We start from the raw sequence: 13402 nt of genomic DNA on the forward strand, positions 1-13402 counted from the left end.
GTGCATGGCGGTTCAGGCGTACAGCCCGTGCAGATACCAGCGTGCATCGGTCATGCCGCGTTCGCGGTAGATCCAGAAGCGGGCGGCGTGCGCGTCTTCCGCCACGAAATAATCGCGTACCGCGGCAGCTTCGTCCCACCAGCCGCTTTCGATGCGTTCGGGGCCGCGCACCAGTGTCAGGGGCGTGCCGTGCACGGGACGGTTGCGCCGCACTTGCAGCGGCTGGGGCGGATCGAGCAGCCAGAAGGGGCGATCCAGCACCGGCGCGGCCGCGTGTGCGTCGCTTGCATCCTGCGCGGGCTTCCAGCGATTGGCGAGCTCGGGCCGATGATCCGCGGCGGGGCTGGGCCGCAGCACCCGATCGGCGCCGAGGCGGGCGGTCAGCATATCCAGCAAGCGAGCGCGCTCGCTCGCCACTTGGGCGGGTTCGGGAAACAGCGCGGTATTGGCCGCCGGTTGCGGCACCGTCCGCGGCGCGTCCAGCGCGACCGCGATCACCGGCGCCTGCAGTGTCATGCGTCCCAGGCGTTCGCGCAGCAGGCCCAGCAGGTGAGCGGGCTGCCAGGCAGGTTCGGCCAGGGTCAATTCCAGCAGGCTGGGCGGCCGGGCATGGCGGCCGCGTTCGTGTTCCAGCACCAGGGTCAAGCGGGGTACGGCACGCTGCCGGGCAGCCAGCCAGCCGCTCATCTGTTCCACCAGGATGCGTGCCACCGCAAGCACGGCATCGGTATGCTCGATGCGTTCGATCAATTCGTAGCGGCGCTTGAAAGCAGGCGGTGGGGATATCCATGCATAAGCCTGCGGCGTGTCGCCGTAGGCGGCATCCAGGGCTTTCAACAGCGCGGTTCCGCAGCGGCGCTGCAAGCCGGCACGGGGCAGGCGGCGCAGGAAGCCGAAGTGCCGGCAACCGATGCCATGCAGCCATTCCAGATGGGGCTGGGCTTGCGGCAGCAGAGCGCAAGGCAGCGCGTCCAGGCGTCGCGCCAGCCGTGCCGCAACCAGCGCATGGCGCGGCCCGGCATCGTTGCGGCACGCCAGCAGCCAGGCGCCGCCGGCTGTGGGCGCCATGCCCAGGCGCGCCTGCAGTCCCAGGGTACGCAGGGTATGGGCGACGCGGCGCGCCAAGGCGCGAGGCCCGCCGAATACGCGCAGGCTGGCGCCCACGTTCAGCAGCAAACTGCCCTGGGTGCCCAGTGCGACGTCCGGCGTGTATTGCAGCAGCGCCAGCGCGGCGCCTTCCCGCGCGGTATTTTCGGCCGCGGCGTCGCGATCCAGCAGGATGGCGTGCGGCGCCAGCGCGTTCGCGCCCGCGCGTCGCATGCCCAGGCGGATGCCATGGGCAGCCGCGGCCGGCGTCAACGTCATGACGCATTCGTGCTCGATCACCGCGCATGCCGTGGCGTCAAGCGGCCACGGCGGATGCAGGGCGTCCAGCGCCAGCCTCGGCAGGTGAATGGCGATCCAGAGTTGCATGGGTATTCGAGACAAGATCGTGCGCGGGATGCGGCGCATCGATCGGTGTGAGGTGTGGCGTTTCGCGCGATGGCGGGGAAGATCCTTCCAGCGCGATGAACAAGGAATGGCTGCATACCGGTCCGCGACGCTTGACGATATCCACCCGAAGTCCGTCGCCGGCCGGCGCCAGGGCCAGCCGCAACGGCGCCGGCGATGCCTGGGCCACCGCGCGCGCCGGCCTCAGGCAGAAAAACAGCGTGGCGCCAGCCTGCGCCGCCAGATGCAGCCGGCGCAGGGATTCCGGCCTTGCCTGCGGCAGCCAGCAGAGCAGGGCGGCGCAGCCGCCGTTCTTCAGGACTTGTTCCGCCGCCCACAGCGCATCGGCCGGCCGGGCGGGATTCACCCACAGGAGCCGGGCGGGGTCCAATCCCCAACTGGTCCATGCCGCGATATGCGGCACGCAGGGCGGCTGTACCAGAACGATGCTGCCTTCCTGTCCCAGGCCCCGCAGCGCCGGCCGCAGCAGCCGCATTTCTCCTATCCCGGCGCGTGGCAGCAAAAGTTCGTTCAACGCGCCCGCAGGCCAGCCGCCGCCGGGAAGTTCCCGCGCCAGCTCCGGGTACCCCGTGGGTACCGCCGCGCGCCCCGCCCGTGCGAGCTGCGTCCCCCGCCATAAGGCGGGATGGATCTGTTCGGGAGGCGGCATGGAAAGCCTGGACATGGGGGCGGGACAAAGGCGGAAACGCCCTGGCGGATAGGGCCGGGGCGCTGTATTTTCACTGTACAAATATACAGTAAAAACGATCCGGCATCGCTTCCGTTACCAAGTGCCGCACCACGGTAGAGCAGGCGCGGGTATGGCCCTTTCCGACGGTTCGAGGTGCTGCTTCCCGTCCACTGCCAGTGGCAAGTTTTACAGTCGAGTGCGGCGCGCCATTGGCTTCAGGATTGAACTTTCCACGCTTCGCCTCCATCTGACATCCCACTGTGATGGGAGGGTTCCCTATGTACTCCATGAATTCGAAATCATTCGCCGGTTCGATACTGGTGGCGGCCTGCCTGCTCTTCGGCGGCAACGCCATGGCGGCGGATGCGACGCCCGACCAGGTGTACCAGGCCGCGCAGGCCGGACACTACCGCGAGGCCCAGACCATGATGGACCAGATCCTGCGCGATCATCCGAACAGCGCCAAGGCGCATTTCGTGGAAGCGGAATTGCTGGGCAAGCAAGGTAAGCTGCTGCAGGCGCAGGAAGAGTTGAATACCGCCCTGCGCCTGGATCCCAGCCAGAACTTCGCCCGTCCTGGCGCGGTGGACGAATTGCGCACGCTGATCGCGTCGGGCAATGCCTCGCACGCCGCGGGCAAAGGCACTTTCGGGGGTAACCCGTGGGGCCTGGTGCTGGGCATCGTCGCGGTGCTGATCATCGTGTCGATGGTCATGCGCGCGCGCCGGCGCGCCGCGTATTCGCAGGGGCCCAATGGCCCTTACGGCTATGGTGCCGGCCGCGGGCCGGCGCCCTACGGCGGTCCGCCGGCCGGCCCGCAGGGCGGCTATGGGTATCCCGGCGGCGCGGCCCCCGGGCAAGCCGCCGGCGGCATGGGCTCCAGCATCATGGGCGGCCTGGCCACGGGCGCGGCGGTCGGCGCAGGCGTGGTGGCCGGCGAGGCCTTGATGAATCGCGTACTGCATGGCGGGTCGGGATCCGCCAATACCGGCAACGCCGGCAATGTCGTCGACACGGGGGCCGTCCCGGACGTGGGTAGCGCGAATTCCCAGGAGGCCGGCTACGACATGGGCGGCACCGATTTCGGCCTGCGCGATGCGAGTTCATGGGATGGCGACGACACCCGCAAGGTCGCCAGCAATGACGGTGGGGATAACTCCTGGAATGTCGGCAATCCCTGGGACGATGACGGGTCTTCCAGCGACAGCGGCGGTTCCTGGGACGACGGCGGTGGAGGCGGGTCCGACGATTGGACCTGAAGACTCATCGATCCAGGGGCAGGGCGGGATTCCACGCCACTTCCCAAAGATATCCGTCAGGGTCCTGGAAATAGCCGGCATAACCGCCCCAGAAGGTTTTTGCCCCCGGCTTGACGATGCGGCCCCCGGCCTGGCGGGCCTGTTCCAGGGTCCGATCCACATCCTCTTCGCTGCGCACGTTGTGCGCCAACGCAAAACCCGTCGCGGCGCCTGCCGCGACGGGAAGTCCCGTATCGGCGGCCAGATCCTCGCGTCCCCATAGCGCCAGCTTCAGCCCCGGCTGCATATCGAAAAAGGCCACGGCGCCATGTTCGAATTCCTGCCCGACGATGCCCTTGGTCGGCAGGCCCAGGCCATCCCGATAAAAAGCGACGGCCCGTTCCAGGTCTTCGACCCCAAGCGTGATGAATGAGACTCGCGCTTCCATATCCGCTTCTCCTGTTCGGCCAATCGCATAGCGTAGCGTCGATTGCCGGCGACAGGGTGGCGGCGCACGTGTAATCGCGCATGCGTTCCAGGTTTCCGGCTGGACATTGCCGGACGCCCGCGGCGATCGCGGCGCGGTTCTCCCCGGGGGTTACGGCATTCCCGTCTTCGAACGATTTTCCGCAGACAGGTATTGACATGCATGCCCGGCATCTATATCGTACGATATATATCTTAAGATATAGAGAGGTCCTTCATGCACTTCCCTTTCCATCATTTCTTCTCCGGCCGCCACGCTTGGGTCGGCCGGGCCATGCACCATCGCGCGATGGCCGGCCGGGCAGGCGGTGGCCATCGCGGCGGCCATGGTCATCATGACCACGGCGACGACGCCGACGGCGGTGGGGGCGACCGCGGCTGGGTACGCGGCCGCAAGTTCGGCGGCGACGAACTGCAACTCATGCTGCTGGGCATCCTGGAACAGAATCCCAGCCACGGCTATGAACTGATCAAGGCGCTGGACGCGATGAGCAGCGGCTACTACACGCCCAGTCCCGGCATGATTTACCCCGCGCTGACTTACCTGGAAGAGATCGGCTACGCCACCGTCGAACTCGAAGGCAGCAAGAAGCGCTATCGCCTGGCCGACCCCGGGCGCGCCCATCTGGACGCCAACCGCGAACGCCTGGCCCTGCTGTTCGGCAAGCTCAAGCACATCGCCCGCAAAATGGAATGGATGCGCCGCGCCTGGACGGGCCAGCCCATGGAAGCCGGCCCGAACGGCGAGGACGTCTCCACGGGCTGGGTGCCGGAACTGGTCCAGGCCCGCCAGGAGTTGAAGCAAGCCCTGTTTCGCCGCGACGATGCCGACCCCGCGGAGCAGCGCCGTATCGCGGCCATCCTGATGCGCGCCGTCAATGAAATCCGCGGCGACGCCAAGGCCTGACAACCTATTACTCGACCATTCCCATGACCCAACCAGATCTTGCCGTTCGGCGCGTGCGCCATGAACTGAAAATGCGGCTGCTGCAAGTCGTTCGCACGCAAGCGGTATCGCCGCAATTATTGCGGGTGACCCTGTCCGGCGAAGACCTTCGCGGCTTCGTATCGGGCTCGTTCGACGATCACGTGAAGGTGTTCTTTCCCGAACCAGGCCAGGACAGGCCCGTGCTTCCTACTGTCGGTCCGGAAGGTATTTCCATGCCCCCTGGCGTGCCGCGTCCCGCCGCGCGCGACTACACGCCGCGCCGTTACGACGCGGATGCCAACGAACTCGACATCGAATTCGTGCTGCACGGCGACGGTCCCGCATCGACGTGGGCCGCGCAGGCGCGCCCCGGCCAGTTCATCGGCGTGGGCGGGCCGCGCGGTTCTTTCGTCGTGCCGACGGCGTTCGACTGGCACCTGCTTATCGGCGATGACACCGCCTTGCCGGCGATTGCCCGGCGCATCGAGGAACTGCCCGCTTCGGCGCGTGCGATCGCGTTGATCGAAGTGGCCGATGCCGGCGCGCAAATTCCTTTGCCCGTCCGCGATGGCTTGTCCGTGCGCTGGCTGCACCGCGACGGCGCAGCCGCCGGCGATCCCGTCGTGCTGGAGCGGGCCGTGCGCGAAGTGGCGCTACCGGCAGGCGAGGGCTATGTCTGGGCGGCAGCGGAATCCGTCGCCGCCAAGGCCGTGCGCCGCGTGCTGGTCGAAGAGCGCGGCATTGCCAAGACGCGCATCCGCGCGTCCAGCTATTGGAAACGCGGCGCGTCGGCCGTGCACGAAACCCACGACGATTGAACGCGCCGGCGCTGTGCGCGCACGCGGCAAAATGGCGCCCACGGACGCGTGGGCGCCAGGCTTCTACCCCAACTTCAGGTTCGTCGCCTTGATGATCTTGCCCCACTTCTCTTTTTCAGAAAGGATGAAGCGCTGGAACTCCTGCGGCGTATCGCTGACCAGCTCCACGCCGGTGGCCTTGAACTTCGCGATGACCGCCGGATCGGCCAGCACCTGACGCACCGCGGCGTTCAATTTGTCCACGATGTCCGCCGGCGTGCGCGCCGGCGCGACCAGCCCGAACCACGCGTCCGATTCGAAGCCCGGCACGGTCTCGGCGATGGCGGGAATGCCTTCCAGGCTGGGCACGCGATGGCTGGATGCCACGCCCAGGGGATGCATGGTTCCGGCCTTGACCTGCGGGTAGGTGGTGGGTGAATTGTCGAACATCACCTGGATCTGTCCGCCGATCAAATCCGTGGCGGCGGGGGCGCTGCCGCGATACGGAATATGCTGCAGGTCGATGCCCGCATCCAGCTTCAGCAGCTCCATGGTGAGATGGCTGGTGGTGCCGCTGCCTTGCGAGCCATAGGCGACCCGGCCCGGATGGGCCTTGGCGTAGGCGATCAGTTCGGCCACCGTCTTGAAGGGCGCATGGATATTCGACACCAGCATGATGGGCACCGAGGCCAGCATCGATATGGGCGCGAAGTCCTTGATGGGATCGTAGCCGGGGCTGGCATACAACTGCTGGTTGATGCTTAAAGGGCCGGCGCTGGAAACCAGCAGCGTATAGCCATCCGGTTTGGCGCGCGCCACATAGGCGGCGCCCACATTGCCCCCCGCGCCCTGGCGGTTTTCCACGATCACCGACTGCTTCAGGATGGGGCCGAGTTTTTCGGCCAGTACGCGGGCCACGACGTCGGTGGTGCCGCCGGGTGGGAAAGGAACGACGATGTTGATCGTTTGTGCCGGCCAGGCATCAGCGGCAAGGGCCGCTGTGGCGGGCAGGGCGCACGCGATGACCGCGGCCGCCGCGGCGCGCCGCAACTGCTTGAACATGGTTTGTCTCCGTCATGGTCGATATTGTTGTAGGTCTTGCTGTTACCGCCGTTGCCGATGCGGTGGCCGCCGGCATTGGCTTCGAAATCACGTCAGAACCCGTAAAGCACGGCCGGGTTCTCCACCAGCATTTTTTGCTGCACGGCCGGTTCCGGTATCCATAGCGGGATCAGGTCCACCAGGTCGCCATCGTTCGGCATCGGCACATCGCAGATCGGATGCGGCCAGTTGCTGCCCCAGATCAGGCGGTCGGGCCAGCGTTGCGCGGCCTCGTGGATCATGGGCAGCATGTCCGCGTGCGGATAGGGTTCGTTGGACAGGCGATACAGGCTGGCGAGCTTGATCCACACGCGGCCGGTGTCCATCAGCCCGGCCAGGGCGCGAAAGGCCGGGCTGTTTACCCCTTCCTCCGCGCGGATGCGCGCCAGATGATCCAGCACCACATCGGCCTGGCATGCGAGCAGCAGCGGCGCCAGGTCGACCAGTTCGCTGGATTTCTTGAAGTGCAATACCAGATGCCAACCCATTTCGAGGGCCTCGCCGGCCAGCGCGTCGAAGGCGTCGAATCCCACGCCGCCGCCCACCACCGTCGACATGCGGTAGCCGCGCATGCCCAACGCATGCATCGCTTCGCGTTCGGCGGCGGGGCGGCCGGGCGGGACGACCGCCACGCCGCGGGCGCGCGGACCCATGCGGCGCAAGGCGTCCAGCGTGGCGGAGTTATCGGTGCCGTGCGCGCCGCCATGCACGATCACGGCGCGATCGATGCCCAATGTCGCGAGCAGCTTTTCATAGTCTTCCACCGTGCAGTCTTCCGGCGTATAGCTGCGGTCCGGGGAATACGGAAAGCGCGTGGCGGGCCCGAAGATATGGGCGTGGCAATCGCAGGCGTTGGCCGGCATGCGAAAGCGCGGCGCGCGGGTGTTGCGGTCGGGTGCGGGGCAGGCGTGCATGTCGGTCGCGCTATTCCGATGCGGATTGCGCCTCGCGTTCCGCGATACGCGCCAGGATTTCCGCGCCACGATTGGCCGCGGACACCCCACGGAAGATATAGGCCATGCTGACCACCGCCTGCATCTCTTCCCAGGTGGCGCCGGCGCGGCGGGCGGCGATGCCGTGAATCACGGCCGCATCGCTCAATTCCACCACCAGCATGCCGAAGATCATCAACTGCGCGGTCTTGGTATCGAAGCACGGCGGGTTCATGGCATGGGCGCGGATTTCCTCCTGCAGGCTCACCAGCTTGGGATCCAGTGCCCCGGTTACCAGCAGGCGCGATTCCACGCGCGGCGGCAGGTAGCCGAGCAGGGCGCGGTAGGAGTCTGCCAACTCGGCCATGCCGTCGTGCGGCTTGCCCATGGCCTTGCTGGCGATGTCTTTGTCGATGCGTGCTGCGGACATGATGGCTTCCTTGACGGCGACGGGATGCGCCGGAAGCGGCTATCTTTGTCCGATAAATAATCGAAGTCAATAGAAAAATCGATTTTTATTTGTTCAATCGATTGTGCTGCCGGGCGCGGTAGAATCCCCGCCATGTCCTGTCCTGCCATCGCATGAAAACCGCCCTGGAAGCGCTCGCGGCCGACTTCGCCGCCGAAACCGGATCCTCCCTGACCGCCTCCGTCGCCATCCAGGTACGCGCGGCCATCCTGCAGGGCGTGTACGCGCCGGGTGCCAAGCTGCGCCTGGACGACCTGCGCCGCGAGTACGGCGTCAGCCTGAGTCCCCTGCGCGAAGCGCTGACCCGACTGACCGCCGAAGGCCTGGTGCAGATCACCGACCAGCGCGGCTACCGCGTGGCGCCCGTCTCGGCGGAAAACCTGATGGAAGTGACCCGGTTGCGCACGCAACTCGAAGTCATGGCGTTGACCGAGTCCCTGGCGCGCGGCGACGACCGCTGGGAAGACAGCCTGGTGGCGGCCTACCACCGCCTGAGCCGCCTGGAACGCGAGGGCACGCGCGGCGAAGCCTGGGAGAAAGCGCATCGTGCCTTCCACCTGACGCTATTCGCCGCCTGCGGCATGCCCTTGCTGCTGCGCTTTTGCGGCACCCTGCACGACCTCAGCGACCGCTACCGGCGCCTGTTCCTGGTGCGGCATGCGCCCGACGCCAATGTGCCCGGCGAACACCAGGCGATTTTCGAGGCAGCGATGGCGCGCGATGCGCAGCGCGCGGCGGAGATTCTGACCCGCCATCTGGAGCGTACCGGGCGCAATGTAATGGCGATACTGAGCGAGGCGGCCGCCGCGGACACCGACGTTGCGGCGGATTGATCGGCCGCCGGCCGGCGCATTTCCCGATGCATGTGCGTTCACCCGCAAAGCCCTTCGTGTCCCGCCCGGCCGGTTTTACTTCGGTCCGTTTCCGCTGAAGCCGGTGGTGTAGGTAAACCCACCGCTCAACGTGGCGTTGCCGCCGGGATTCGCCACGGTCACATCCTTGGGGCCCACAGGGTTCGGCGGCGTGGTCGCCGTCAGTTCGGAATCCGACACGACATTCAGGTCGGTGGCTGCCGCCCCGCCGAATAGCACCGATGTGGTCCCGGACAAATAAGCGCCGCGGATCGACACCCGTGTTCCGCCAACATCGACGCCCGTCGACGGCGACACCTTTTGCATTTGAGCGGGTATGCCGGGGACCTGTACGACGGCAAGATCGGAAGCGGAAACCCAGGATCGCAGCGATTGCCTGCTGCCGTTGTCGGCGTGATACATCCTCGAGAGGTAGGCGGCTTTACCGTCGCCTGTGAAAACGATCGTCTCGCCGGTAGAGCTCGAACCATCGTAATTCGCCACGGTGCCGATGACGTTGCCACCGCTGTCCATGACATGCGGCGTGGCATTCGAGGTATTTCCGAATGCGTACATGGTGGAACCATCCGGCGACGCGGCCACACCGGATACGCCACCGTATAGGGTGCAGGATGGCATGCTGGTAAAGCCTGCCGCCGACGCGGTAGCCACGTCGATGATGGCTACTCCGCAGTTGTGTGAATCCGCAACAAAAGCCTTGTCGCCCTTAAGAGAAAAGGCCAGGCTGCCAAGCAATGCTTGCTGTTCCGTCGGCGCGATGGCTTGTTCCCAGGCATCCGTCCGGGTATTCAAGGCCCAAACCACGCTCGTGCCCCACAGCGCCCCCACGCTATATGTGACATACGCAACTTGCCTGGCGGGATCGGGGTTGAATTTCACGTGGGGATGGCTGGGCGCCACGCCCTGCACCCCCGACGGCAAGCCCGTCACCCAGCGCAGGAATGTATCGTTCACCGCATCGATAACCGCGATGCGCGGGATGCCGTCGTCGCACGATGTGTCAAAGGCCACATAGGCTTTGGAGCCGTCAGGAGAGAAGGCAATCGATGAGGCATACGGCAGGCATTGACCCGTGTCCATGCCTTGCACCGTACCCTTCACGTGACTTGGACTCGGCTTCATATCGATGACTTCCACATCATTGCCCACGCTGACATATGCCTTCGCGCCATCGCGGGATACCGCCACCGCTATGCCCTGGCAACTCGTCTCGTTGTCGGGTCCGCCGACGACCTTGTTTTGCTTTACGTCGACGATGATCACTGGAGTGGGGATGCATTGAGTCCGCCCGGTATTGCCGCTTTGAATATACCGATACCCAGCCAGGATGATCTGGTTCGTGACCGGGTTCATCGCCATATCGGCAATGGCGACATTGGCCGGCATGCCGGCGACCTTGCCTGTCGTTATGTTGCCTCTGCTCGCCGATGCCGGGGCTGGCATGAGCATGGCGCAACTCATTGCCATGAGCCAACAACCGCGAATCGTCATCCAACGGGATCCATAAGCCATGGTATGCATTTCCCTTTTCCGGATCGGGCCGGACTTTGCTTTCGGCCTGTGGTTGTGCGTGGAGCGAGGGGAGGGCTGCGGCTGACGTGCTTTGTCCGGCGGATGGCGTCACGGGCGCGCCGTGATATAGATAAATCCGTTGACCTGCGTAGCGTTACCGCCGGGGTTTTCGACCTGGACGTTCACGGCGCCGAGCACGGTGCTTGGCGGTGCGACTACCGTCACGGCCGCATCCGTGACAGACTCTGGCGTGGCTTTCGCGGTCCCGAAGACCACCGACGAGGTGTCGGTCAGTTGAGCCCCCGCGATGGTTACTTTCGTACCGCCATAAAGCGGGCCGCTGTCCGGCGAGATCTTTTCGATGATGGCCGCGGCGGGCAGTTGCACCACGGTTACTTTGCTCGAGCCGCTGTCGGCTACGTAGGCAAGATCCGCGGTCGGGTTTTTTTGGCCTGTGACCAGGCGAAGGGCCAGCCCGTTCGGGCTGCTGCCTTCGAATTTGCCCATATCCACCGTCGTTTGGGCAACTTGGCTACCAACATCGATTACCGACACGCTGTTGGAGCCATAATTCGTCACGTAGGCCGTTTTGCCATCCGGCGCCATCGCCACAACGGCAGGGAATGCACCTTTGAAATTCCCCACGGTTCCCGTTTCCCGGTAATTGCCGTTGTCTTCGTCGATGACCGACACCGAACCCACCTGGTCCTGATTGGTGACATACGCCCGGTAGCGGTCGCCCGGCACGAAGGCGATGTTCAGTGGCGTGCTGCCGGTATAGTTCGCGACCTCTTGTTTATAAGTGCCGCTGCCCTTGCCCAACTGGACCACGGCGACGCCGGTGGCGTGGGCGACATAAGCGAGGCTGTTATCCGGGGAAATCGCCACGCCCCGCGCCCCTTGGTCGGTGGGAAAGCCCAAGACCGTGCCGATCTGCGCACTGCTCGATGTGTCGATGATGGCTACCGACGCCTGGGCATCGTTGTTCGTTACCAGGGCGAGGTTTTGATTCGTGGCATAGGCAATACCGTAGGGGTTGTTACCCTGGTAGCCCTGGACCTTGCCGTTGTTGGCGGATGCCAATTCATCCTTGGACGTGTCGATGACCGCCACCGAACCGGGATTCAGGCTTAGCACGTACAGCTTCGCTCCGTCGGGAGATACCGCCAGATCGGTCGGAATACCGCCGATGGACGCGAGACTGATCGTCTTTATGACCTGCCGCGTCGCGGTGTCCATTACCGCGACCGCATCGTTGGCCTCATCGGTGGTGTAAGCCTTCTTGCCGTCCGGCGTGAATACCACGCGCACGGGTACGCTGGTCGTTGTGCCCGCAGGGATGGGGATATCGGCAATCGCTACGTTGCCCGCCGTTGCTTGCGCGGCTCGCGGGGTCGCGACGGCGGCGCCCGCTATCAGGGCAATCGCGCATGCCATGGCCCGCCCGCGAACTGGAGATGTCTTGGCGGAGCATGGCGATGGTGTTCCAGTCCTTCGCGCTGTTCCCGAGAGTAGCCGGGAAATGCCCGCAGATCCGGAGCGTATTCTGGAAGTAGCGGTAGACATGGTTTTTTCCTCGCGCGCTCGCAGTCACGTTCTGCCCGGGCTTCCAACCTGGTGCCGCGGCTATGGACAAACATAGCCGCGTACGCAGGTCGGCGATTTTCATGGGCCGCGTTTCGTTTTGCGTTTTGGTGCGTTCGGATCCGCCAGATCGGATTGCCTGCCGCTATCTCCCGAATGAATGCTCGCTAGCGATACAACCCGGCTATTCCGCGTGCAGATTGGCCTGCCGCACGACTTCACCCCAGCGCTTTTCTTCCGCGACGATGAACGCCTCGAATGCCGCCGGACCGGCGCCGGAGACCTGGCTGGAATCCTGTGCCAGGCGTTGGCGTACCGATTCGGAGGCGAGCGCCGCATGCGCCGCCTTGTTCAGGCGCGCGATGACCGGCGCCGGCGTGCCGGCGGGCGCCAGCAGCCCGAACCATTGCGAACTTTCAAAGCCGGGATAGCCCGATTCCGCCACGGTCGGCACGTTGGGGATTGCATCCAGGCGTTGGGCAGACCCCACCGCGATGATCTTCACCCGGCCGCTCTCGGCCTGCGGCAACAGCCCGGGCAGGCCGGCCGCCGCCGCATCGATATTGCCGGCCAGCAGATCCTGCAATTGCGCGCCCGTGCCTTTGTAGGGAACATGGACCACATCGATGCCCGTGGCCGTCTTCAGCATCTCGAAGGCCAGGTGGCCGGCGCTCCCATTGCCGGCCGAACCGTAGTTCAGCTTGCCCGGCTCCTTCTTCGCCAGCGCGATGAATGAAGGCAAGTCCTTGGCCGGCACCCGGGCATTCAGGGCGAACACCATCGGCAGCTTGGCCAGCAGGATGATGGGCGCGAAATCCTTGGTCGGGCTATAGGGCAGCTTGGGCATCATCGCGGGATTCACCGCCAGCGTGCCGACATGGCCCAGGATCAGCGTATAGCCATCGGCCCTGGCGCGCGCCGCTTCCATGGTCGCGATGGTGCCCTGGCCGCCTCCTTTGTTCTCGACCACGACCTGCTGGCCAAGATCGCGCGACATCTCCACGGCCACCGCGCGGGCGATGACGTCCGAACTGCCGCCCGGTCCGTAGGGCACCAGCAGGCGGATGGGGCGGGCAGGGGTCCAGTCCTCCGCGGTGGCCGCACGCGGGCCTATCGCGATCAGAACGGTGGCGGCCAGAGCGAGCAGGCGGGCGCCATGCCTGCCGCCGGAAAGGGCGGTACGCAACATATATCTGTCTCCTTTTTTGGGCGATGCGCGTTCGTATTGCCGCCTTGCAGGGCGGCAGGGCGCAATGATGCGCAAGAAGCTGAATGCTCGTAAAGCGCAAAGAATCGACCAA

The 13402-nt window shown here is 65.4% G+C and carries 13 protein-coding genes; 4 read left to right on the forward strand and 9 right to left on the reverse strand.

Annotation, left to right across the window (positions count from 1 at the left end; translation table 11 throughout):
• Window positions 1-12 precede the first annotated feature (12 nt).
• Together ACO1P8_RS13590 and imuA are read right to left on the reverse strand one after the other, a co-directional pair.
• Window positions 13-1473 (reverse strand): Y-family DNA polymerase, encoded by a 1461-nt coding sequence (locus ACO1P8_RS13590; protein ID WP_486296413.1) that lies wholly within the window; start codon window positions 1471-1473, stop codon window positions 13-15.
• Window positions 1403-2161, reverse strand: a complete 759-nt coding sequence (imuA, locus tag ACO1P8_RS13595; protein ID WP_486296414.1) for a translesion DNA synthesis-associated protein ImuA — start codon at window positions 2159-2161, stop codon at window positions 1403-1405. Before imuA ends, ACO1P8_RS13590 begins: the two co-directional genes overlap by 71 nt.
• Window positions 2162-2460: 299 nt before the next feature.
• On the opposite strand from imuA, the gene ACO1P8_RS13600 reads away from it, so the two are divergent.
• The gene (locus tag ACO1P8_RS13600; protein ID WP_486296415.1) at window positions 2461-3441 is read left to right on the forward strand and encodes a tetratricopeptide repeat protein; all 981 of its coding nucleotides are present in this window, start codon (window positions 2461-2463) and stop codon (window positions 3439-3441) included.
• A gap of 4 nt (window positions 3442-3445) precedes the next feature.
• On the opposite strand, the gene ACO1P8_RS13605 is transcribed toward ACO1P8_RS13600, so the two are convergent.
• Window positions 3446-3868: a VOC family protein gene (locus tag ACO1P8_RS13605; protein WP_486296416.1), complete on the reverse strand. Its 423-nt coding sequence runs from the start codon at window positions 3866-3868 to the stop codon at window positions 3446-3448.
• A 255-nt stretch (window positions 3869-4123) separates the two neighbouring features.
• On the opposite strand from ACO1P8_RS13605, the gene ACO1P8_RS13610 reads away from it, so the two are divergent.
• Both ACO1P8_RS13610 and ACO1P8_RS13615 read left to right on the forward strand, forming a co-directional pair.
• On the forward strand, window positions 4124-4813 hold the full coding sequence (locus tag ACO1P8_RS13610) for a PadR family transcriptional regulator (protein WP_486296417.1): 690 nt from the start codon (window positions 4124-4126) through the stop codon (window positions 4811-4813).
• Between the two features lie 23 nt (window positions 4814-4836).
• Window positions 4837-5652 carry a siderophore-interacting protein gene (locus tag ACO1P8_RS13615; protein ID WP_486296418.1) on the forward strand — a complete coding sequence of 272 codons (816 nt, stop codon included), beginning with the start codon at window positions 4837-4839 and terminating at the stop codon, window positions 5650-5652.
• Window positions 5653-5715: 63 nt separating this feature from the next.
• Here ACO1P8_RS13615 and ACO1P8_RS13620 read toward each other — a convergent pair whose 3' ends face one another.
• The 3 genes from ACO1P8_RS13620 to ACO1P8_RS13630 form a co-directional block, all read right to left on the reverse strand.
• Window positions 5716-6693 (reverse strand): Bug family tripartite tricarboxylate transporter substrate binding protein, encoded by a 978-nt coding sequence (locus tag ACO1P8_RS13620; RefSeq protein WP_486296419.1) that lies wholly within the window; start codon window positions 6691-6693, stop codon window positions 5716-5718.
• 92 nt (window positions 6694-6785) lie between these two features.
• The gene (locus tag ACO1P8_RS13625; protein WP_486296420.1) at window positions 6786-7646 is read right to left on the reverse strand and encodes an amidohydrolase family protein; all 861 of its coding nucleotides are present in this window, start codon (window positions 7644-7646) and stop codon (window positions 6786-6788) included.
• Between the two features lie 10 nt (window positions 7647-7656).
• Entirely contained in the window at window positions 7657-8094 is a 438-nt protein-coding gene (locus tag ACO1P8_RS13630; RefSeq protein ID WP_486296421.1) for a carboxymuconolactone decarboxylase family protein, read from the reverse strand.
• A 152-nt stretch (window positions 8095-8246) separates the two neighbouring features.
• Between ACO1P8_RS13630 and ACO1P8_RS13635 the strand changes: the two genes are divergently transcribed.
• On the forward strand, window positions 8247-8966 hold the full coding sequence (locus ACO1P8_RS13635) for a GntR family transcriptional regulator (RefSeq protein ID WP_486296422.1): 720 nt from the start codon (window positions 8247-8249) through the stop codon (window positions 8964-8966).
• 75 nt (window positions 8967-9041) lie between these two features.
• Here ACO1P8_RS13635 and ACO1P8_RS13640 read toward each other — a convergent pair whose 3' ends face one another.
• The 3 genes from ACO1P8_RS13640 to ACO1P8_RS13650 form a co-directional block, all read right to left on the reverse strand.
• Window positions 9042-10526, reverse strand: coding sequence for an IPT/TIG domain-containing protein (locus ACO1P8_RS13640; RefSeq protein WP_486296423.1), 1485 nt, complete (start codon window positions 10524-10526; stop codon window positions 9042-9044).
• 99 nt (window positions 10527-10625) lie between these two features.
• Window positions 10626-11954, reverse strand: a complete 1329-nt coding sequence (locus ACO1P8_RS13645; protein WP_486296424.1) for a beta-propeller fold lactonase family protein — start codon at window positions 11952-11954, stop codon at window positions 10626-10628.
• 331 nt (window positions 11955-12285) lie between these two features.
• Window positions 12286-13290: a Bug family tripartite tricarboxylate transporter substrate binding protein gene (locus ACO1P8_RS13650; RefSeq protein ID WP_486296425.1), complete on the reverse strand. Its 1005-nt coding sequence runs from the start codon at window positions 13288-13290 to the stop codon at window positions 12286-12288.
• Between the last annotated feature and the right edge of the window lie 112 nt (window positions 13291-13402).

The sequence above is a fragment of the Bordetella sp. genome (genome assembly GCF_057362025.1).